At 42.3% G+C, this 22,728-nt stretch carries 16 protein-coding genes; 12 read left to right on the top strand and 4 right to left on the bottom strand.

Annotation, left to right across the window (positions count from 1 at the left end; all coding sequences use genetic code 11):
- Nucleotide 1 precedes the first annotated feature (1 nt).
- The 4 genes from ppc to THMIRH_RS09070 all read right to left on the bottom strand — a co-directional run bounded on the left by ppc (nt 2) and on the right by THMIRH_RS09070 (nt 6,235).
- Nucleotides 2-2,791, bottom strand: a complete 2,790-nt coding sequence (gene ppc, locus THMIRH_RS09085; RefSeq protein WP_173291791.1) for a phosphoenolpyruvate carboxylase — start codon at nt 2,789-2,791, stop codon at nt 2-4.
- Nucleotides 2,792-2,875: 84 nt separating this feature from the next.
- Nucleotides 2,876-3,832: an LpxL/LpxP family acyltransferase gene (locus tag THMIRH_RS09080; protein WP_173291790.1), complete on the bottom strand. Its 957-nt coding sequence runs from the start codon at nt 3,830-3,832 to the stop codon at nt 2,876-2,878.
- Between the two features lie 3 nt (nt 3,833-3,835).
- The gene (msbA, locus tag THMIRH_RS09075; protein ID WP_173291789.1) at nt 3,836-5,575 is read right to left on the bottom strand and encodes a lipid A export permease/ATP-binding protein MsbA; all 1,740 of its coding nucleotides are present in this window, start codon (nt 5,573-5,575) and stop codon (nt 3,836-3,838) included.
- Nucleotides 5,576-6,235 carry a fused DSP-PTPase phosphatase/NAD kinase-like protein gene (locus THMIRH_RS09070; RefSeq protein WP_173291788.1) on the bottom strand — a complete coding sequence of 220 codons (660 nt, stop codon included), beginning with the start codon at nt 6,233-6,235 and terminating at the stop codon, nt 5,576-5,578. It lies immediately after the preceding gene.
- 114 nt (nt 6,236-6,349) lie between these two features.
- Between THMIRH_RS09070 and rfaD the strand changes: the two genes are divergently transcribed.
- From rfaD to THMIRH_RS09010, 12 genes are all read left to right on the top strand, one after another.
- Entirely contained in the window at nt 6,350-7,318 is a 969-nt protein-coding gene (gene rfaD / locus THMIRH_RS09065; protein ID WP_173291787.1) for an ADP-glyceromanno-heptose 6-epimerase, read from the top strand.
- Between the two features lie 3 nt (nt 7,319-7,321).
- A complete protein-coding gene (gene waaC / locus THMIRH_RS09060; protein WP_173291786.1) occupies nt 7,322-8,413 on the top strand; it encodes a lipopolysaccharide heptosyltransferase I in 1,092 nt (363 codons plus the stop codon).
- 1 nt (nt 8,414) lies between these two features.
- Nucleotides 8,415-9,677, top strand: a complete 1,263-nt coding sequence (locus THMIRH_RS09055) for an O-antigen ligase family protein (RefSeq protein ID WP_173291785.1) — start codon at nt 8,415-8,417, stop codon at nt 9,675-9,677.
- Complete coding sequence (locus THMIRH_RS09050) at nt 9,670-10,542, top strand: DUF535 family protein (protein ID WP_173291784.1); 873 nt, start codon at nt 9,670-9,672, stop codon at nt 10,540-10,542. Before THMIRH_RS09055 ends, THMIRH_RS09050 begins: the two co-directional genes overlap by 8 nt.
- On the top strand, nt 10,526-11,536 hold the full coding sequence (waaF, locus tag THMIRH_RS09045) for a lipopolysaccharide heptosyltransferase II (protein WP_173291783.1): 1,011 nt from the start codon (nt 10,526-10,528) through the stop codon (nt 11,534-11,536). Before THMIRH_RS09050 ends, waaF begins: the two co-directional genes overlap by 17 nt.
- Before the next feature lie 29 nt (nt 11,537-11,565).
- A complete protein-coding gene (locus tag THMIRH_RS09040) occupies nt 11,566-12,801 on the top strand; it encodes a glycosyltransferase family 87 protein (protein WP_173291782.1) in 1,236 nt (411 codons plus the stop codon).
- A gap of 8 nt (nt 12,802-12,809) precedes the next feature.
- Nucleotides 12,810-13,592: a glycosyltransferase family 2 protein gene (locus THMIRH_RS09035; protein ID WP_173291781.1), complete on the top strand. Its 783-nt coding sequence runs from the start codon at nt 12,810-12,812 to the stop codon at nt 13,590-13,592.
- 2 nt (nt 13,593-13,594) lie between these two features.
- Nucleotides 13,595-16,408 carry an FAD-binding and (Fe-S)-binding domain-containing protein gene (locus THMIRH_RS09030; RefSeq protein WP_173291780.1) on the top strand — a complete coding sequence of 938 codons (2,814 nt, stop codon included), beginning with the start codon at nt 13,595-13,597 and terminating at the stop codon, nt 16,406-16,408.
- Nucleotides 16,405-16,854, top strand: coding sequence for a YaiI/YqxD family protein (locus THMIRH_RS09025; protein ID WP_173291779.1), 450 nt, complete (start codon nt 16,405-16,407; stop codon nt 16,852-16,854). The genes THMIRH_RS09030 and THMIRH_RS09025 overlap by 4 nt, the downstream gene beginning before the upstream one ends.
- Before the next feature lie 191 nt (nt 16,855-17,045).
- Nucleotides 17,046-19,061, top strand: coding sequence for a cache domain-containing protein (locus tag THMIRH_RS09020; RefSeq protein ID WP_173291778.1), 2,016 nt, complete (start codon nt 17,046-17,048; stop codon nt 19,059-19,061).
- A 172-nt stretch (nt 19,062-19,233) separates the two neighbouring features.
- Nucleotides 19,234-19,497, top strand: a complete 264-nt coding sequence (gene rpsT / locus THMIRH_RS09015; protein ID WP_173291777.1) for a 30S ribosomal protein S20 — start codon at nt 19,234-19,236, stop codon at nt 19,495-19,497.
- 134 nt (nt 19,498-19,631) lie between these two features.
- Nucleotides 19,632-22,694 carry a DUF748 domain-containing protein gene (locus tag THMIRH_RS09010; protein ID WP_173291776.1) on the top strand — a complete coding sequence of 1,021 codons (3,063 nt, stop codon included), beginning with the start codon at nt 19,632-19,634 and terminating at the stop codon, nt 22,692-22,694.
- Nucleotides 22,695-22,728 lie beyond the last annotated feature (34 nt).

Here is a 22,728-nt window from a genome sequence, read left to right as displayed (position 1 = left end):
ATCAGCCCGTGTTTCTCATGCCCGCGGCTATCGCATTAATGCTGTTTAGAAGCGGGGTTAGCCAAACTTCTCTTTCTTCTTCGGTGATGTTTTCATCTTTATAACGCTTTAAAAGTGCAATTTGAATATTATTCAAAGGCTCTAAATAAGGCGTTCTGCGCGTTAAGGACAGAGCAATGGTCGGAGTGTCGGCCATTAAATATTCATTGCCAGAAATTTCTAAATTAGTATCTACAGAACGAATATGCTCTTGAGCAATCATTTGATAGATTTTTTGCGAAATCTCAGGGTCTTTACCCAGTTTTGAATAGTTTTCACCAATGATTAAGTCGGTTTTGAATAAAGCCATTTGAATGTTACTCACCAATCCTCTAAAGAAAGGCCAGTTTTCATACATATCATTAATGGTGCGGTCACCGTGCTCAGCTTTCCACTTGGCAATCGCATACCCAGTTCCATACCAAGCAGGGAAAGTTAAGCGCGCTTGCGCCCAGCCAAATACCCAAGGAATGGCACGAATTGAAGACTTCGATAAGTTGCCTTTTTTACGATGCGATGGGCGAGAACCAATGTTTAATAGGCCAATTTCATTAACAGGAGTGGCTTGATAGAAGAAATCAAAGAAACCAGGCGTGTTATCTGTCAACTCACGGAACGCAAACTCTCCATCTTTAGCCAGTTGTTGCATGGTTACTAAGTGTTTTTCGTTATCTGGCGTCACAGGTTTTACCAAACAGGTACTGGCCTTCATGAGGCCTGTTACGCCCAATGAAATTTCATACATCGCAGTTTCAGCGTTACTGTATTTGTAAGACAACACTTCACCTTGTTCGGTAAACTTAATTTGACCACGCACTGTGCCTGTTGGTTGTGACAGGATGGCGGTGTGCGTAGGTCCTCCACCACGACCAACCGTTCCACCGCGACCGTGGAACAAACGGCATTCAATGCGGTGTTCATCAGCCAGCTTCATAATTTGTTGTTGCGCTTGATACAAGCTCCAAGCCGAGGACAAGTTTCCACCGTCTTTTGCCGAGTCTGAGTAACCCAGCATGATTTCTTGTTGGTTGCCAGAGGCTTTCAGCATGGCATTATAAGTTGGGTTGTCAAACAGCGCTTTAGTCACTGGCACTATGTGCTCAAGGTCGGTAATGGTTTCAAATAGCGGTGCAATGCGAACCTTGCAATAAGGTTTGCCAGCATTGTAGCCCGCTAATCCCACTTGATGCGCAAGGAATAGCACTTCCATAACATGGCTGGCTTCATGCGTCATAGAAATAACATAGTTGTTGAAGGCTTTATGACTGATTTCTTCCCGCATATTGTGAATCACATGGAAGACATCTAGCACTTCTTTGGTCATTTTCTTGAGAGACAAATGTTGCGTGTCGATAATGGTTGGCGAGGCGACATGTTTGGCTAATAGGTCCAAACGCTCTGCTTCAGAAAGGCTGAAGTAGTCGATATTTAAATGTTGAAGTAAATCCGCAACCGCATCACTGTGTACATTCGATTCTTGACGAATATCCAAGCGCATTAGATAGAAACCAAAAGTTTGCACTAAGCGAATTAAGTCTTTTAAGTCGGCATTGGCGATATTGTGGTCACCATGACCTCTTAAGGAAGAGTCGATCAATTGCAGGTCTTCTAAAAAGTCATTTTCAGAGGCATAGGCAAAGCGGCTTTTTTTAATGTGTGTTCCATTTAATTGCGCTTCAATATATTCTAGGTTATGGCTAAGGCGTCCGCGAATAATGTATAGGAATCGACGATAGGGTTCGTCTCTAAAACGCTCAGTTCTTCGGTGAAAAACAGATTCAAGCAAATCGGCATCAACAATGGTTGCGCGATTAATCACTTCTTGATTAATGTCTGAAATAAATTTTGACTGGGTTAATTGTGAACTCAGTTCAAATACGCGTTTTTGATACTCATAAATCACCGCGCGCGATTGCATGTAAAGTGCATTTACGGTAGTTTTGTGGGTTACAAAGGGGTTGCCATCTCTATCGCCACCAATCCAAGAACCGAAGGTTAAAAAGTTAGGGGTGGCAATATTGTCGTCTGGGTAGTGGCGAGCCAAAGCACGCTCCATATAACGATACACCACGGGAACCGCTTTAAAAAGTGACTGACGGAAAAAGTAAATACCATTGCGCACTTCATCTTCAACCGTTGGCTTCATGCGACGCACTTCGTCGGTTTTCCAAAGCACCTGAATCTGGTATTGCAGCTTTTTGATGATTTCATCTTGAGCATAAGGATTTTTGTAAGCTTCAGCTTCGTTTAATTCACCTAAAGTCACAAAGATGCGTCTTAAGTTGTCGGTGATGGCACGACGCTTGGATTCAGTTGGGTGCGCTGTAAATACCGGTATGTAGTTGATTTTGTTCAGTAAGAGGGTGACTTCTTCAGCCGTCATGCCACTGTTTTTAAACTCACCAATGGTATTTAAAACAGAACCCATCCATAGCGGGCCATCTGATTTGAGTTGGCTTTGGCGTTCGTGGTATTGATGCTCTTCTTCAGCTAAGTTTACAAGGCTGAAATAAAGGTTAAAGGCTCGGATGATTAAAATAAGGTCTTCGGGGGTTTGAGCTTCGATAAAAGCTTTGAGCTCAGCTCTTAAGTTGGCATCCTCAGCTTCATGAAGCTGAATATAACCTTTACGCAGCTTTTCAACCGCTTCTAAAATCGGCGTGCCGACTTGAGTTTCGATGACTTCACCCAATAATGAGCCAAGTAATTTAACGCGAGAACGCAGTTGTTTGTCACGAAGAGTTGCAGCCATGAGTGTCCACTTCCAAAAATTACAAAATTGATTGAATTATAGCATTATTTAAAATTGTTATGGGGGGGCAATTAATTGAATGACCTAATGATATAGGCTTTCGGGAAGTGCTGGATTATGGTTTTTAATATCCCATCGGTCGTGAACCCAAAGATATTGAGCGGGGTTTTCACGAATTTCAGCCTCGTAAAGTTTATGGAGTCTAAGCGTGTCTGCATAATCATCACCCGATGGAAAGTTTTCTAAAGCGGGGTGGATGGTTAATTCGTATTTGTTTTTTATGCGACGCGTAAATACTGGAAAAACAGCCGCTTGTCCCATCTTTGCTAACTTGTTAACGCCTGGGTTACTGGGCACATTGTATCCAAAAAACGGGACGCTTATAGAGCCTTGTCCACCGTATTTTTGATCTGGCAAAATAAAGAGTGTGCCGCCGGCTTTTAAATGTTTAACCATAGCCCTTGTGTCTTTGTTTGAAACGGGTATCACTGAGCGATTAGGTTGGTTGGGGATATTAACCACTGTTCGGCTGGTGGTGATCAGATACTCCATTAAAGGATTATCATGCGGGCGGTAGATTGGGCGATAGGGGGTAATAAACGAGACCATCAACCCAGTCATTTCAATCGTAGTGAAGTGTGGAATTACCAGAATTTTACCCAGGCCTGGTTGTTTTTGAAGGTTTTCAAGCCCTTTAAAGATGAAGTGTTCCGACTCATTTTGATTGGCATTATAACGATGTTTGCCCCACATATTGGTGCTGGATTCTAATAGGTTTATGCCCAGCGATTCAAAATGCTCTTTAAGGATGTCCTGAACTTCAAGCGCCGTTTTTTCTGGAAAGCACAGTTGAATATTTTTGCGAGCGAGTTCTCGACGACTTTTAGCAATTGTCAAAAGTAATCTACCCAATTTTTTACCAACCCAAAACTTTGCGTGATAAGGAATGAAACTTAATAGTTTAAGGAATCCATAACCCAGCCAAATGCCCCAATATTTTGGGTGCAAAAAAGAAAGTTGAAAAGCGTTAGAAGGTTGCAATTTTCATGTACCTTGTTGATAGAGTTGCTGATAATGGCCTTGCTGTTGAATGAGTTGCTTGTGTGTACCTTGCTCTATAACTTGCCCATTTTTCATAACCACAATGTGGTCAGCCGATTCAATGGTGCTTAAGCGGTGAGCAATCACGATAACGGTTCTATTTTGGCGCAATAAATTGAGCGCATTTTGAATCATAGCTTCGCTTTGATTATCAAGTGCAGAGGTCGCTTCATCTAAAATGAGTATGGGCGCGTTTTTTAAAAAGGCACGCGCAATGGCGAGCCGTTGGCGTTGCCCACCTGATAAAGAGGAACCCTTGTCTCCAATTAGGGTATCCAATCCATTTGGCAGCTTTTCAATAAACTCCCAGGCGTGGGCGGCCTTAGCGGCAGCGACAATTTTTTCATCATCAAAATCGCTGTGTCCATAAGCAATATTGGCTCTTACTGTATCATTAAACAGCACCACATCTTGACTGACGTAAGCGATTTGTTGGCGCAAGCTGGCAAGTGTGTAGGTGTCTAGTGGCTGTTCGTCGAGTAGAATTTGCCCGTCAGTTGGACGATAAAAGCCAGCGAGCATATTGGCTAAGGTTGTTTTGCCACTGCCCGATTCGCCCACTAAAGCGGTAGTTTTTTGGGCGGGAAAACTTAGGTTGAGTTCTTTAATGAGCTGTTTTTCAGCCTGTGGATATTGAAAGCTCATGGCTTTAAACTCTATTTTTCCTTTGCAGTCTTGAAGTTGGATCTTTCCTGTGTCAACTTCTTCTGGTTGGTCTAGCAATTCAAATATGCTTTCTGCTGCCGCCATGCCTTTTTGGATGGTTTCATTAATATTGGTTAGTCGACGAATCGGTTCAAAAATCATCGCAGCTGCCACAATAAAAGCAATGAGTTCACCTGGCGTGAAAAGATTGTCGGCTGACATGAGAGACACAGCATAAAGTACACCCGCTAAAGCCATGGCTGCCAGTACTTGCACTAAGGGAACATTGGCAGCAGAGACTTTAATCACCGCCATGGTGTGTTTGCGAAGCGTGTCTGAAACTTGGTAAAACTTATTTTCTTCGTAACTTTCGGCACCGTAAATTTTAATGTCTTTGTGGGCGCTGATGCTTTCTTCAAGGTTTTGGGTCATGCTGCCCATGCTGTTTTGCATTTCTGTGCTGGAACCGCGCATCAGTTTACTGGCGCGATCAATAATAAAGCCAATCACAGGCCCTACCAAAACAATTAACAGTGTTAATTGCCATGAGGTATAAAACAAGAACCCTAATAAGCCGAGAATAATTAAAATATCTCGAATTACAATCACCCAAGCCTCGCTGAGGGTATTGCCGACTTGTTGCACATCGTAGGTGATTTTAGACATGAGTTTGCCGGTGGTATAGGCGTGATGGGTTTCTAAGGGGAGTGAATTGATTTTTTTAAACATATCAAAGCGAATATCTAAAATGGCTTTATAAGCAACCCATTCAGACAGTACTTTACTGAAATATTCTGCGAGCCCTTTAATTAAAAAAACAAGCATCAACAGTAAGGGCACTTGCACAATCGCGTCCATATCCTTTTTAATCATGCTGTCGTCAATTAAAGGTTTTAATAGAGCGGGCATTAGGGGTTCCATGGCAGCCGTAATGACCAATGCCAGTAGCATTAATCCGACCACTTTCCAATAGGGTTTAATGTATTGCAATAGGCGTTTATAAAGTTCTTGAGTGCTGGGATTGGGAGTCTTTGACATTTATTCGCGTCTTAAAATTTTATTGACCAAAAGGTTGCTCCACTTAGAAGCTTTGAATTCGGCATTAATGGCTTTGTAATCATAGGTTGTATCCACCCAAGTTAAAAAGGGAACTTCAGGGTTGGCTAGATGATATTCAGTCCATTTTTGGATAAAAAAATCTAAAACCCCTGTTTCGGAACTTTTAATGTGGCCATATTTAATGTCAAGTTGTTTGCTTTCAGATAAAGGGATGTTTTCAACATAAAACTCATAAAGTGCACTGCCAAGTCCTGCTCGATCAGCGCCTGATTTGCAGTGTAAAAGTATGGGGTATTCTGCGTGATCAAATGCATTAAAAATATCGTGTATATCTTCTGGCCAAGGAGCCGATCGAGAAGAGAAAGGAATGCTAATTAATTTGATGTCATATTTTTCACAGGCTTCCTTTTCTAACATATATTGTCCTGTTTTATTGGCGCCTCTTAAGTTAATAATGGTTTTAATGTCATGTTTTTCTTTGAGCGTTTTAATAAAACCAGGTGAAGGATGGTTGCTGCGGTAAGCTTTATCTGAAATGCGATAAAAGTTGCGAAAAAAGACTCTCAGGATTTCATGGTCGATTAACCATGCACTTAAATGAGCTTTGATGCGCTGCCAGGGCGTTTTGATTTGATACATTCGATTGCGTTTCTATTATTTTGAGGTTAACTTTGACGCAATTTTACCTTTTTTAAGAAACCCGAATTTAAGAAATGCTAAAATTCGGTGGTTAAGTGAAGTGTGGGAGCGAACATGATTGTTGTAACAGGTGGTGCGGGTTTTATAGGTTCAAATATTGTTAAAGCCCTTAATGCACAAGGGCGAACTGATATTTTAGTGGTGGATAATCTTAAAAATGGTAAAAAATTCATTAACTTGGCAGATTGTGATTTCGCAGACTACCTAGATAAAGAAGATTTTCAAGGCCGTATTTTTGCTGAAGAAGGCTTGCCAGAAATTGAATGTATTTTCCATCAGGGTGCTTGTTCGGCCACGACCGAATGGGATGGCAAATTTATGATGGACAACAATTATGAATACTCTAAAGACTTATTAAACTATTGCCTAAATCGCCGAATACCATTTTTTTACGCTTCATCTGCATCTGTGTATGGCGATGGTCCAGATTTTATCGAAGATCGTCAATATGAGAAGCCGCTGAATGTTTATGGCTTTTCAAAGTTTCAATTTGACCAATATATTCGCCAAATTTTGCCACATGCAGAAAGCCAGGTGGTGGGTTTTAGATACTTTAATGTGTATGGACCACGCGAACAACACAAGGGTGATATGGCGAGTGTGGCTTTTAAATTACATAACCAAATTTTAGCCGGCGAAAATCTTAAACTTTTTGGTGAATATGACGGTTACGGCCCCGGCATGCAAACCCGTGACTTTGTGTATGTGGAAGACGTGGTTAAGGTTAACTTGTGGTTTATGGCGCATCCTGAAAAATCGGGTATTTTTAATTTGGGGCCTGCTGCTGCAGAACCTTTCAAAAATATTGCCGAAGCAGTGATTGAGTTCCACGGCAAAGGACAAATTGAATACATTCCTTTCCCGGAGCATTTAAAAGGGGCTTATCAAAGTTTTACCCAGGCGGACAATTCAAACTTGCGCGCTGCTGGTTACGATGCACCTTTTCACAGTGTGGCGCAAGGGGTCAAAAAATACCTTACTTGGTTAACCGAAAATCCACACACGCTGAATTTTAGAAAATAATTCATGCGTATTTTGCTGATTAAAATGTCCTCTATGGGAGATGTATTTCATACCTTTCCCGCGCTTTCAGATGCGCAAGCGGCCATTTCCAATTTAAAAGTCGATTGGATTGTCGAAAAATCGTTTGCTGAGATACCTGCGTGGCATCCAGTTGTCGTTAAGGTGTATCCCATCGAGTTACGCAAATGGCGCAAGCATCCGTGGCGTTATCGGGCAGACATTAAGGCATTTTTTGCTCAAATTCAGCAACACAATTATGATCTGATAATTGATGCGCAAGGGCTTTTAAAAAGTGCTTGGGTCATGCGTAAATTGAAAGGTAAAAAGGTGGGGTTAGATTGGTCATCAGCTCGTGAACCACTTGCCTCTTGGTTTTATGATGTCAAAGTCGCTGTGGACAAAAACCAGCATGCCATTTGGCGATTACGCGAATTATTTGCTACAGCTTTGGGTTATCCGCTTCCCAATTCCCAACACATTGAATATGGACTCAATACCCAAAGCTGGCAACCGCTAGAAAACTTGCAGCAGCCCTATGTGGTTTTTTTACACGGCACGACTTGGGATACTAAACTTTGGCCAGAAGAGCGATGGGGTGAATTAGGGCAAAAGCTGGCAGAGCAAGGGTTGAATTTGGTTATGCCCTGGGGCAATATTGAAGAGCAACAACGCGCTTTGCGGATGACAGAAAACATTCAAAAAGCCCTTAAAAACAACCTGCACCCTGAAGGGCATAAAGCCTGGTCAAATTTAGATTCTATAAACACTCATAAATTCATTTGGGTGCCAGAACAACAGCTGAGTCTGAATGAAATGGCACGCTGCTTAAAGTTTGCACAGAGCGTGGTATCGGTGGATACGGGTCTTTCACATGTCGCAGCTGCTTTAGATGTACCGATGGTGGTCTTATATCGAGTAACCGATCCCTTAAAAGTAGGTGCTATGGGTAAGAAAGTTCAGTATTTGAATTCACCTTTGGCGAGTCAATATATCAAGCAATTTCATTCTTCAGAGCAGGAAAAAACCTCTTTAGCCGGTTTAAGCGTTCAGCAAGTGATTTCTACTTGGCAAAATCCCCAAAGCTTGAGGTCTTAATATGTTGTCTTTTATAAACTTACAGGAGAAAAGAGCCTTTATCGAAAGGCTAGAGCGTTATTCCATAATTGGGATTGTATTTTTTATTCCAATTTCTCCTGCTGCACCCAACCTGTTAGGCTTGTTATTGATTCTGTTGTGGATTATAAAGGGGCAGTATCAAGAAAGTTGGCTTAAGGTTAAGTCTCAACCCCTGTTTTGGGCTTTTATGGCCTATTTGGTCATTTATCCTTTATCTTTAATTTGGTCTGAAGATCAAGCCTGGGGTGCCCATATGGTTGAGCGCCATATGATTTTTTTATTGTTTCCATTTTTGTTAATGGCCAGTCGTTATGAAGATCTTCCTAAGTACTTAGCTGCATTTATTATGGGGATGACATTAACAGAGTTAACTTCTTATTTAGTTTGGTTTGAATGGCTACACTTAGAGGGGATTAGTCCAGAAAATCCCAGCCCTTTTTACCGTCACACGATTTATAACCCTATGCTGGCATGGGGACTTTATTTGGTTTTGCAGGGTTTGTTATATGAGCATAGAAGTTTACCGATTAAATTCTTTTTTGCCCTGTTTGCAACGACCATGACCATTAATATGTTTATTACAGAAGGTCGAAGCGGTCAGATTGCATTTTTAATCTTGAGTGGACTAATTTTTTTGCAATACTTTGCCGCAAGAGGTCATATCGTGCGTGGCGTTGTCGTCGCTTTAGTATTTGTAATCACTGTTGTTGCAATCGCTTATTACAGCAGCCCTCTCTTCAATCAGAGGGTTAATTTAGCCGTATCTGAGGTGCAAAATTTTCAACCCAGTGATCAAACTTCAGTCGGCACTCGAGTTGGGTTTTATATTAACACCTTGGAAATGTCGATGAATAGACCTATTGATCAGTTTTTGTTGGGTTCAGGTGTTGGTGATTTTCCTGCCGATTATACGGCTTCTCTAAAAGATCCCAATGCGGTTAAACTTTATGCTGGCACTGAGCCAGGACACCACAGTCACCCTCATAATCAATATCTTTATGAGTTAGGCGCACTGGGTTTAATGGGGTTCATGACTTTTATGGCTATGTTTGCGGCGATGATTAAAGTTGCAAGGTCTCAAAAAGATAATTTTCAACCACACCGCGTGGCATTTTTAGTTTTTATGGGAATTGTGATGCTGTCTGACTCGTTATTATTGGCGCATGGGACAGCCGTTTTGTTCATTGTTTTCAGTGCATTACTTTATGCAAACCACTCCTCTAAGGTTTCAAATAATGTTTGATTATTTTAAAGCCCTCAAGCGTTTTTTATATTCAGCGCAATCCTGGGATAAAAAATTTAAGTTTATTTTCTGGAGCCTGGTTAAATATCAATGGGTGATCAATTTTGAGCGTAAGTTTCAGCAATTACATTTGACAGAGTTGTTAGATTCGCAAGTCTATTTGCTTTATATGTTTCGTATGCATTCATTCATGAGTAAATCTTATGATGATGCAAAGATTATTCAAAAAATAGCGTTGGCACATTTTGAAGTGGTTTCTGAGCAGTTGTCAGCTACGCAACTAAAAGCGATTTATCACTACGGACTGGTTATTTATGAAGCCAATTTGGACGGTTATGACATTAAACTGTCCATCGAATATGATGAGCGGATGCGCTTTGAAGGCCTGATGACTTTAAAACTGTTGGTCAACGAGATTGAACTCTATTACTTGCACTTTGTTTTATCCTCAGATGGCGCTTATATTGGCGGTATTCAGGGGGCAAAGGGGCAGTTAGAGTTGAATAGAGCCTTTACTAAGATTACGTTTGGCTTGCGCCCGCAAAACTTTGTCTATTTTGCATTTACCCAAGTTTGTTATGCTTGGAAGCAACCTAAGATTTATGCCATTAAAAACAATTACCATGTTTATCAAAATGAATCTAAGTCGCAAAATAAAGTGATTTTTGATTTTGAGTCTTTTTGGCTGGAACTTGGCGGAGAACCTTTTTCAGCTGAGTGGATGCGACTACCCACAGAATATATCCAAAAGCCGTTAGAAGAAATTATCAATAAAAAGCGCTCCACCTATCGTAAACGATATGTTTTGATGGATGAAGTTGCCACGACTGTGCAAAAAAGTTTAGAGCATGATGACTCCCAATAAAGTTCATAAGATAGCGGTTTTAGGGTTAAAACGAATTGGCGATGCCATTTATACCCTACCCATTTTTGAAGCATTGAAGCAACGCTATCCAGAGGCAATTATTGAGGTTTTCTCAGAACCTCAGGTGAAAGATATTTATCTTGCCAATCCGTTTATTGATCAATTGCATGTCTATTCTAAAAAAGTTTTTTGGCGCTTTTGCTTAGCCGACTTAAAAGGTGCAGATTTTGATGCCTGCATCGTTTTACACAATGCGTTTAAGTATGCATTGCTTCCTTTTATTGCAGAAGTACCCGTCAGAATCGGTTATGAAAAAGAGCTGAGAAGTTTTTTATTAACGCATCATTTACCCTTGTCTAAAACAGTTGTTCATCGTCTTGAGCATAATGCTCGATTAGCGGATTTTCTTGGGGTGAATAGCCGCTTAATATTGCCTCAACTCTACTTTAGTCAAGATGAGTTGGGTACGACGGATGATTTGTTGTTGAAACATCAACTCTCAGAAAAGGCTTATGTTGCGTTTATAGTCGGTTCCATATCACCAACGCGACGCTGGTTTCCTAACAATTTTGCTCAAGTTGCTTTGAACATTACTCTTAAATTAGGGCTTAAGGTGGTTATTTTGGGTGGCCCAGATGATATTGACCTTGCCAACCAAGTTAAAGGGCTATGTTCAGAGAATGACGCCGTTATCAATTTGGCAGGGCAAACCACTCTTAGAGAAACCCTATTCCTTTTTAAAGCGTCTAAGGCGGTCGTGACCAATGATACTGGTCCTATGCATGCTGCCAGTGCGATTGGTGTTCCAGTTGTAACTTGGTTCGGCGCTGCAAATGAAGCAGAGATTGCTCCGCCTTCACCCTTAACAACGGTTTTAAACGCCAAAGTCTTTTGTAGTCCATGCGTTAAGGAGCGTTGTCCTTATCAACTAGAGTGTTTATCAGACATTACACCCGAGATGGTTTTTAAGACTTTAAGAGAGAAACTGGAATGACTTTAAGTATGCCAAGACTATCTAATGGAATGAAATTTTCATTACTACTTTTTGTAATCGTGACCTTGCATTTATTGTCTGTACCCATTGTAGAGCTTAAGTCGAACGCTTATGCTTATGAAACCTTCTACAAGGCTGTTAATTATTTTAAAGAGGGCTTAAGTCCTTATGCGCAATACCCTGGGTTTGATCTCTATAAGTACAGTCCTACATTTTTAGCCTTTCCCTTGCTTCCCATGTCAGGTTTACCCTTAATCCCGTCTGCAATTTTATGGCAGTTGATTTCTACGCTCAGTTATTTTTTGGCGGGTTATTGGCTTTTTAAGTTATGGTTTACAGATAATGCAGGGTTTAAACAAGTTATGACCTCTCTATCAAACCTGCCATCTTGGTTGGTGATTTTGGGCACCTTTTTGTTTTTGACAGATTTTCACTTAAACGGAACCTATCTGCAATCAAACACAATTGTTGTTGCCGGAATGATGATTGGCGTTGCACTTTATATTCGAAAACAATGGTTATGGGCCGCATTGGTTTTAGCGTTTGTGACCAATATGAAGTTATATCCAATTGTTTTGGTATTACTATTGTTTTTAGACTTAAGAATGCGTTTCATATGGGCAACCCTTTTTTGGCATTTGCTTTTAATCGCGATTCCATTTCTATTATGGGGAAGCGAAACAGCAATCAAATTGTATTCAGATTGGATTGGCACTTTAGTCATTGATAAGGCGCTGGTTTATCAAGAACCCTATATTCATTTTTTCTTAAACTTAAGAGCTTTTTTGCAGGTTAACTTTAATTTAGTTTTTGCAGAGTCTTATTTTTTGATTATGCTGTTTTTTGCGGCATTGGTTGGGATTGCTGTTTTAGTTCAGCGTTGGATCACGCAAAAACATCATTTTACTCAGCCTCAACTCATGATGATATTGGCGGCTTCACTCATGTATATTTTGGTTTTTAGTCCAAGAACAGAAGGGCCAACATTGGTTTTTTTAGGGCCTGTCTATCTTATTACCTTGTGGCAATTATGGCACTTTAATGAAAATAGTAAGAGCGAGATGATCTGGGCCTTAATAAGTCTCTTTGTTTTAACATCCATGTCTACTTCAGATTTGTTTAGGGGGACCTTTATTCATGATTGGTCTTGGGATTTCAATTTAAGAGTCATCGGTTTATTAATATTATTTTTAGTGTACTTATACTGGCTATTTAAACCACCTGTTTCGATCCAAACACCACGCACAACAGATGTTCATATTTAGGGAATCTTATGGCTCACAAAATTACCGCTTTTGTTCTGACCTATAACGCAGAAAAATACCTTAAGGGCTGTCTAGAAAGTCTTATGTGGGCAGATGAGGTGATGATAGTGGATTCCTTTAGTGCCGATAAAACGGTTGAAATAGCCCAGTCTCTCGGAGTAAGAGTGCTACAAAATGCTTGGCCGGGGTATGGGCTGCAATTGCAATTTGCCTTGAATAACGCGTCGCATGATTGGGTGTTTTTCACCGATCAGGATGAAGTGGTCACGCTGGAGTTGGCGCAGAATATTCGCAAACTCATGGAGTCCACGCCGCACTATTTAGCCTATCGCATTAAGCGGCAAAATGCCTTGTTGGGTCATTGGTTGAAATATGGCGGCTCAATTGAAAAAAATATTCGTTTAGTGAATCGTAACCAAGTCAGTTATTGTGATTCGCAACACACCTATATTTGTGAAGATGTCAAGCGCGCCACTTTAGAGGGGGTTGTCAGGCATGACATGGCGCCGACCTTAGATTTTTGGTGGGGTAAAAGCTTTAAGCTGGCTACCATTGAAGCCGAAGTGGATTATGAAAAGGGCGCGCGTTTCAGTGCTTGGAAAACGGCGGGTGCCTTTTGGAAGTTTATTCGCCGCTACATTTTCAAATTGGGCTTTCTAGATGGTTGGGCAGGGCTTTATATGGCGTTGCAACGAAGCATCTACATATTAGTGTATCAAGCCTGTTTGCTTGAGTTAAAACGCGGTGTGCGCCAACCCAAAGAAAACCCACACACCACTAAGTTTCGCTAGTTATGAGTCATTTGTTTAGAACGGATGCTTCCATTTATGAAATCATTCCACTTACGGTTAATTCGCCAAAAACAATATACGATTTAGCACAAACGGTTAAAACTGTAATATCTAAAAATCAGCCTATCACGCTACGCGCAGGCGGTACTTCTTTGGGTGGGCAGGCGATTGGATCGGGTGTGATTGTTGATGTTTCTCAGCATTTAACGCACATTTTAGGGTTTTCGCCTGAGCGCAAAGAAGTGATGGTTGAGCCTGGGGTGATTCAGGATGATTTGAATGATGTGGTTAAGGCGCATAACCTGCGTTTTGCGCCGGATACTTCAACCTCAAACCGCGCCATGATTGGCGGTATGATTGGTAATAATTCTTGTGGTTCTTACTCGGTTTATTACGGCACGACACGCGAACATGTGAAATCGGTTGAAGTGATTTTGGCGGATGGTTCGGAAACAGAGTTTAAAGAACTCAGCTCGGCAGAACTTCACGCCAAATTACAATTGCAAAATCTTGAGGGCGAGATTTATCGCACGGTCATTGAAATCCTTGAACAACACGGCCAAGCGATTTTAGACAACTTTCCGCATCCCAGTATTAAACGCCGTAACACCGGTTATGCATTGGATGAACTCTATCGTCATCATCAACCCTTTAACCCTGACGGCAAACCCTTTAATCTAACGCCTTTGATTTGCGGTAGCGAAGGCACGCTCGCCATCATCAAAACGGCAACGCTCAACTTGGTGGCGTTGCCCAAACATCGGCAGCTGTTGTGCGCCCATTTTAATTCGGTGCGTGCTGCGTTGGAGTGTGTGCCAGATTATTTGGCGTTTAAACCTGCGGCGGTTGAGTTAATTGATAAGGCGACGCTGGATGGCACGCTGAATAATCGTGAGCAACAGCAAAATCGTTTTTGGATAGAAGGTGATCCGCAAGCGGTTTTGGTGATTGAACTGTTTGATGAAGAGGCTGAAAACCTGCAAAAACGCCTTAAAAATGACCAGGCCTGGTTAAAAAACCGCGGTGCTTATGCCGTTTCCATGATTGCGCCACAAGACAGCAATAAGGTTTGGGAAATCCGCAAAGCCGGCTTGGGCTTATTAATGGGCAAACCCACTCGCCAAAAAGCAGTGGCCGTGATTGAAGATGCCGCCGTGCCAGTGGCGTCTTTGCCGGATTATTACGAAGATGTGCAGGCCTTAATGGCCGAACTTCAGGTGGGGTGTGTCTATTACGGTCATGCGTCCGTCGGACTGATTCACATTCGCCCCGAACTGGATTTGGTTACGCCTGAAGGCAAACAACTCTTTCAAACCATTGCCGAGCGCAATTCTAAATTGGTTAAAAAATACCGTGGCGCGATTTCTGGCGAACATGGCGATGGTCGGATTCGTGCGCCCTTTATCAAAGAACAGGTGGGCGAAGAAGTTTATGGTTGCTTGGTTAAACTTAAGCAAACCTTTGATCCGCATAATCTTCTAAATCCTGGCGTGATTATCGGCGATATGCCGATTACGCAAAATTTGCGCGCCGACCGTCAGCCCAAACAACTGCTCTCACCCAAACTCGATTGGTCTGCCGACTTATCCTTGATAGATGCCGTTGAAAAATGCAATGGCGCAGGGGCTTGTCGTAAATCGGCGGGGCGCGGCACCATGTGTCCGTCTTATCAAGCCACTCGTGAAGAAGCCTATTCCACCAGAGGGCGCAGTAATTTATTGCGCTATGCCCTAACCGAACCCAATCCGCTAGAAGCCTTATCGAGTGACGAATTACAAGATGCGTTAGAGCTGTGTTTAAGTTGCAAAGCCTGTGCCTCGGAATGTCCTGCCAGTGTTGATATGGCCAGTTTGAAAGCTGAGGTGCTGTATCAAACCCGCAAAACCCGCAAGCAATCCAGTGCGCAAAAGCTGTCACAATTGGCTATTCAACATTACGGTAGCTTAATGAAGTTGGGCAGTATTTTGCCGCTAGCTTATAACAAACTGCAATCCTTGACGCTTGTAAAGCGCGCCATGGGCGTGGATGAGCGTCGTCAGTTGCCCAAAATTCAGCCACAAACGCTGCAAAGCTGGTGGCAAGCCCAAATCCCTAAACCAAATGCCGAACCCGTTTTGGTGTTGGTCGATTTATATACCCAATACCAAGAGCCGGAAGTTGGCAAGGCGCTGTTTAGCTGTTTGCAGGCACTTGGCTTTAACCCTGTGCCGATTTTTATGGCAACCTCGCCGCGTGCTTTGATTTCGCAAGGATTATTGGACGAGGCGTTTAATGCCTTAACACAGATTCAAAGCCAGTTACAGCAGCATCCAAACCTGACGCAAGTGATTGGCATAGAACCCTCAGAGCTTTTGGTGTGGCACGATGAAGCGGCTAAGTTGCTTAAAAACGAGTTGCCCCCCAAAGACTTTTTATTGTTTGAAGAATGGCTGTTGCACATGCAACAGCAAGGCCAGCTCAACACCGAGAAACTCAAACCTTTACTCCAAAAAGTCTGGGTGCACACTCATTGTCATCAAAAATCTCTAGCCAAGCAAAGCGATGTGATTGCGGCGCTTAAACTGATTCCAGATATTCAATTGCAAACCATCAATTCCGGTTGTTGTGGTATGGCGGGAGATTTTGGTTATAAGCATTATGATGTGTCGCTCAAAATTGCTAATCAAGCCTTGTTGCCAGCGGTTAAAGCAGCGCAGGCCGATGATTTGATTGTGGCGACTGGCACCAGTTGTCGTCATCAAATTGCGGATTTATCTGCGCGTGAAGGCTTGCATGTGGCGCAGATTTTTGACTTGGCCACGAGGGACGCAACATGATTTGGGTGGATGCCGATGCTTGTCCGGTAGTGATTAAAGAGATCTTGTTTCGAGCCGCAGCGCGTACGGGCATTAAAATGGTGTTGGTCGCTAACCATGCCATGCGCATTCCGCCGGCGGCTAATGTGTCGTTTAAGCTGGTGGGTTCAGGATTTGATGTCGCTGATAATCATATTGTTCAAGAACTCAGCGCCGGAGATTTGGTGATCACCGCTGATATTCCTTTGGCGGCGGAAGTGATTGAGAAGGGCGGGTTGGCGTTGAATCCGCGCGGCCAGTTTTACACCACCGAAAATATTCGCCAGCGTTTGAATATGCGCGACTTTATGGAAAGCCTGCGTTCCAGTGGCATTCAAACCGGCGGCCCTTCTACCTTTAGCAATGCCGATAAGATGGCGTTTGCCAATCAACTAGACAAGTGGTTAGTGAAATTTAAACCCGCTTGAATGTTATTTTCCTTACGCAAAATTGATTATTTTGGTGCAAGATTGCGTAAAAATAACCAGGCCTGGGTCTTTTTACATAAAATAAATGCTAAAATTCGTTTCCAGGGGATTCATAACCCTGGTTTTTAGGATTGGTATGCTAGTTGCTGAAACTCTCCTTTATTCGCACTCATTAAACAAGGTTGTTTTTTATGTTTTCATCGACTGGCAGCAAATCCAATCAGCAGTTTGCCCAATACTTACCTGAAGTGAAAAAGTATTTGGCAGAATTGCAGCATCAAGATCTGTGGTGGACCACGGTTGCCATGGTTGGCAAAATCAACAATGAAAATATTGATCCGCAATTACTGGTGTCGATTGTTGAAACGCAAAAAGAGTTTCAAGATTTGCGCGACATCATGATTAATGAATTGATTGGGCGCTATATCAACCAAGCCAACAGTGAAGTGATGCTAAAAGCACAAGCAGCCATTGATATCTTGATTAGAAACTTGTTTGAACGAACCGCCGATGTGGGCTTTTTGGCAACCGATGATGACTTGGTTGAATTTATGGCCTCGGCAGAAAAAACGCCCGAGCAAAAAGCCTTTATTCATCGCCGTCTGCAAGAATATGTGGCTAAGTATTCTGTATATGATGATGTGGTTTTGCTCACGCCATCGGGTGAAGTGGCGGTAAAGTTGGATGAAGCCAATCATAGTTCGCAGTGTCACGACCCGCTCATCCATGAAACCATCAACTCTCAAGCAGACTATGTTGAAATTTATCGTGCTTGCGAATTGTTTCCTCAAAAGTCAGCTGCTCATGTATTTGCCAAAAAAATGCAAGCCAATATTGGCGGCCAGCTGCGTACCGTGGGGCTCTTATGCTTAAGTTTTAACTTTGAAGATGAGATGAAGCGCATTTATCAAGTGCTTAATCAAAATCAACCCGACTATGTGATTATGTTGCTCGACAAAATGGGCAAATCCTTTTCTTGCAATATGCCCGAAAAATTTTCAGCAGGGCTACAAATTCAAAACCCAGACAGTTACCAAGAACCCAGAATGGAAGGGCCTTGTTTGCAGTTTGCGACCAAAACTCAAGGCTATCAAGGGTATTGTGGGTTACCTTGGTATGGATTGGTGCGCGCGCCGAATCAAGTGGTGTTTTCAGATAAAGATTATTTAGACGCCATTGATTTAACCATCGAGCGTGAGTCGCCTCTTTATTTAAGTGAGTTGGAAGAAACCAATCTTAAAGTCAGTACCCTGCTCTTGATTGTGATTTTAAATGGTAAAATTTTATCGCTGAAACGAGATGTCAAATCTTTCTTGCCTGTCTTGGATAGTTTTCAAAATATCAGTATTGATATTCAAGAAATTTTTACACGTTTTATTCACCACATTCACAATATTTTGGTTAAGACCATTCAGGACAAAATAGCATCGAGCGCCTCTTTATCGATTGAGGTGATGGATAGAAACTTGTACGAGCGTGCTAACGATTGTCGTTGGTGGGCGCTGAACAGCACCTTTAGAAAAGTGCTGTCAAAAGCCGTTGATGGTAACAAGGTGTCTGGCGAAGATACTCATGAGCTTAGCCGAATTTTGGCCTACATTAACCAGCTTTACACGGTCTATACCAACATCATTTTGTATGACACGCACGGTAAAATTTTGGCGGTTTCAGATAAGTCACAAACCAAACTGATAGGGACGACCATGCCCAATATGAGCGAAGTCAGTCAGTGTTTAAAATTGCAAGATACCCAAGCGTATTTTGTATCTGAGTTTAAAGCCACGCCTTTATATGACGACAAACACACTTACATTTATCATGCTGCGGTGAAAGATTGGCAGGTTAGCCACAAAAATGTCGGGGGCATCGCGCTGATTTTCGACAGTGAACCGCAGTTTGCTGCCATGCTACAAGAAACTCAGCCGGTGTATCGAACCCAAGCTGTCAACGAGAGTACTTTCAGTGCGTTTGTCGATCGTCAGGGCCATATCATTTCAACTACTCATGCGTCTTTAAAAGTAGGCGCGCAATTGTCTTTGCCGGCTAAGTTATTAAGTGCTGAAAATGGTCAGATAAATACGGTGTTGTGGAAAGGATTGCAGTCGACCTATTTGATAGGTTACAAAGTGAGTCAAGGTTATCGTGAGTATAAAAATGGCGATGGCTATACCAACGATGTAATTGCTTTGGTGTTTACCGGCGTTTAAAGGGTTAGATTAAATTCAATCCTAGGAATTCATTTGACAAGTGATTGAATTAGTGGATAATTCCGTTTTTCTTAATGTTCTTTCAGGTTTGGGGACTTAAGCTTGATTAATAAAACCTGTTGTATTTGCGGTCTACGGATCTCAATATGTAAAAATACCTGGAGAAAAAACAGTGGCAAACTCAGCACAAGCAACTAAAAGAGCCCGTCAAGCGGCTAAAGCACGTATTCACAATGCTTCAATGCGTTCTGCAATGCGCACGACCGTTAAAAAAGTTTTAGCAGCCATCGCTTCTGGCGACAAAGCAGCCTCAACTGCGGCTTTCCGTGTTGCACAATCTAGCCTAGACAACATGGCTGGTAAAGGCATTATTGCAAAGAACAAAGCGTCTCGTTTAAAGAGCCGTATCAACGCTCGCATCAAAGCAATGGCGTAATAAAGTTAACTTAAACTTAACTTTTGAAAAAACCGAGAGCAATCTCGGTTTTTTTTTGTCTGAATTTTAGTATTCTGTGCACTAATATCTTGTGTTGTTAGTTTGTGAATCCAATCACTTCAAGGGAGTAGCGTTTGGTCATCCGTTCAAGTCTTCAAAAGTGGCGCAATTACTCTTTAAAGCTAAAAGTGTTGCTGTTTGTCATCGTGTTACTCATAGCGACCAGCTTAGTGTTGCCCTTGATTTTAAAAAACCTATTGATTACGCAATTACAAAAACAGGGTTTTCAGACCGTAGAGCTGCAATCTCTGGGCTTTAATGTGTTCAGCGGACGCCTGACTTTGGATGGTTTAACCTTAAAAACGTCACAAGCCGAGCCCTTAAAGTTACAGCACCTAGAAGTCGATTTGAATTGGTTAGGATTATTGCAAAGACGCCTGTCTTTGCAAAAGGTTGCCCTTGATAATACCCAAATCATTCTGCGTTTCACGCCTGGTCAGAGTCTGGAGGTGGCAGGATTTACAATTCCTTTAAATGACACCGACAAAAAGCCTTCCACAGAAACAGACCAGCCTAATCCTCTTGTGGCGTTGGGAATAACTATGGGCGTTGATACCTTGAGGTTAAGCAATGTTCAGTTGATTGTGGAACTCCCTCAGGGGAAAAGACAAGTTCTAATCGATGAAATCACCTTAAACCATTTACAAAGCTGGCAACCGCAAGACTTGGCACAACTGACCTTTAAAATAGTCATAGGTCCAGATGCGATAGGCGGTCAATTAGCGGGTGATTTTTGGGTGCAGCCTTTCTCAGAGATCAAAACGCTCAAAGGTAATGTGCTGCTTAATCAGTTTAATTTCGCGCGCCAACAAGCCTTTTATCCAGCTGAGGTCGGCAATTTACAAGGATTGTTAACCACTAAAATTGCGCTGGAGTTGACGCAACATCATAGCCAAATATCCCTTAAAAATAACTTGGGTTTATCGCTCAAAGATTTGCAGTGGTCATTAGGTGAGCGGGCAATTTCGCAAACCCAATTTGATTGGGTGGGTAACCTCAATGTAGACTGGCATCCAACAGGCGATTTGGCAATCCGTTTAGAGGGCTTAGCCGATTCACACGGTTTTGACTTTAAACAACCCAATCAACAGCTCAGCTTTCAAACCTTGCATTTTCCCCATAAAGTCAGTGTGTCGCAAAAGGCAGGAAATCTGCAAGGCACTTATCAAGGCGATTTAACGCTGTCAGATTTGATGGCCAATTTAACTTCGCCAGAGTCAAAGCAAAACAGCACAAAAGTCAATCAAATCGCCTTAAAAGGGCAAGCCAGTTTTGAAGGCAGCTTGCCTAAAACGGCTCAAGAATTTCCCAGGTTTAATTTTGCTTATCAACAGGCTTTGGCGCTTAAAGAAGGTAAGTTACACGCTAAAGCGCAGGATTTAACGGCGGCACTCAACTCATTCAATGTGAGTGTGGATGGGCAAGGCAAAATGCTCGATCAACAACTCAGCTTGGATATGCAAACAACGCAATCTTTAACAGATTTTTCAGCCACTCAACAAGAGCTTCATGCGGCTGTCAAAGACAACCAGTGGCAAGGCAAGGTGCAAGTTAGCTTGCCGTTAAAGGCATCCGATGAAACCGCTGATAAACACAACAGTTTGCAGTTAGCGGTTTTAGGCAATTTAAAATTAGGCCTTTTAAAACTGGATAACCCCAAGCAAAAAACCACTATTGTGGATTGGCAAGGTTTAAGCTCAGATATCGGCTTTACCACACCACAAACTCTGGCCTTAAGCCACTTTGATTTACAAGGCTTTAAGTTTGGCCAACCCGAAAACGCCACCTTGCCTTTGGTGCAGTGGGATAGCCTGCAAATCGATACTTTAAATTTGGAAGATGATCAATCATTGCAGATTGGTAAAGTTCATTTAGAACGGCTGGCGTCAGCGTTATTGATTAATCCAGAAAAACAATTGCCACAACTCGACCAAACCCTGGCGGCGTTGGGCAGAACGCAACACCATGAAGAGTCGACGCAAGATAAGTCGCAAGATAAGTCCCAAGAGAAATTGGGGGATAAACCCATTGAAGAAAAGGCCAAGAAACAACCTGTGATTGACATTGCCAGCTTGACCATTTCGCCAGATAGCCAACTCAAGATAACCACCCAAGCCACGGTGCCTGCGATTGAAAGTCTGGTGCGTGTTAAGCAGTTTGAGATAGGGGCGATAAAATCTGCTTTGCCAAAGCATTCAACGCCTTTGGATATTCAAGTCCAAGTGGACGATTATGCGCAGCTTTCTTTGAAGGGTGTTGTTGAACCTTTTGGTGAAAAAGTGAATGCTCAACTCAAAGCAGATATTTCTGATTTGGATTTATATCACTTATCGCCTTTGATTAAGCGTGACTTGGGTTACCGAATCGAAAGTGGCGGCTTAAATCTACAAAACACCACCAAGATTGTGGATTCCAAATTAGAGGCTAAAAATCACCTTAAATTGATTGGATTTGCCTTAGAAAAAGAGCCAGCGCAAACCAAGCAGACCTCGGAAGTGAAAAATTCAATTTTAGATGAATCCAATAGCAGTGAGATGCCAGACTCTCCTAAAGTGGGGGCAGAGGCTTCTGGGGTTGCGACGGCTTTAGCCATCGATTTGCTCAGAGATAAAAATAATAATATTGTGCTCGATGTACCGATCAGCGGAGATTTAAATGATCCCAGTTTTCATCCGGCTCAAGTGATTCGGGTTGCGCTGCAAAATGCGCTGACATCTGGGTCAAAGGCCATGTTACTCATGACGCTACAGCCTTATGGCGCAATTGCCTTAGCAACCAAATATGCGTATGACAAGGCGACAGCCATTTATTTAGAAAATGTCAAAGCAGTAGTTGGGCAGGCAACCTTAAAACCAGACATGGATGATTATTTAAATAAAGTGGCCGATTTATTGAAAAAACAACCCGCGGTGAACTTAAAGGTGTGTGGTTATTACACCGCGGCTGACCAAGATTATTTGACCCAAAAACAAGTGTCTGCCGCCGAGTTGCCAGACCGATTATTCAAACTCGCCCAAGCCCGACAAGGACTGGTCAAAGAGCAATTGGTTAGTAAAGGTGTTGAATCAAATCGTTTAACGCTGTGTCATCCCTCCCTAAAAGATGAGCCACAACCCGGTGTGAGTTTGTCGATATGACATTATTGTTGTAATTTCGCTATAATAAGCGCCA

It is taken from the genome of Thiosulfativibrio zosterae, assembly GCF_011398155.1.
GTDB lineage: Bacteria > Pseudomonadota > Gammaproteobacteria > Thiomicrospirales > Thiomicrospiraceae > Thiosulfativibrio > Thiosulfativibrio zosterae.
Note: the sequence above shows the minus strand (reverse complement) of the source record. Positions and strands in the feature narration are given on the sequence as shown.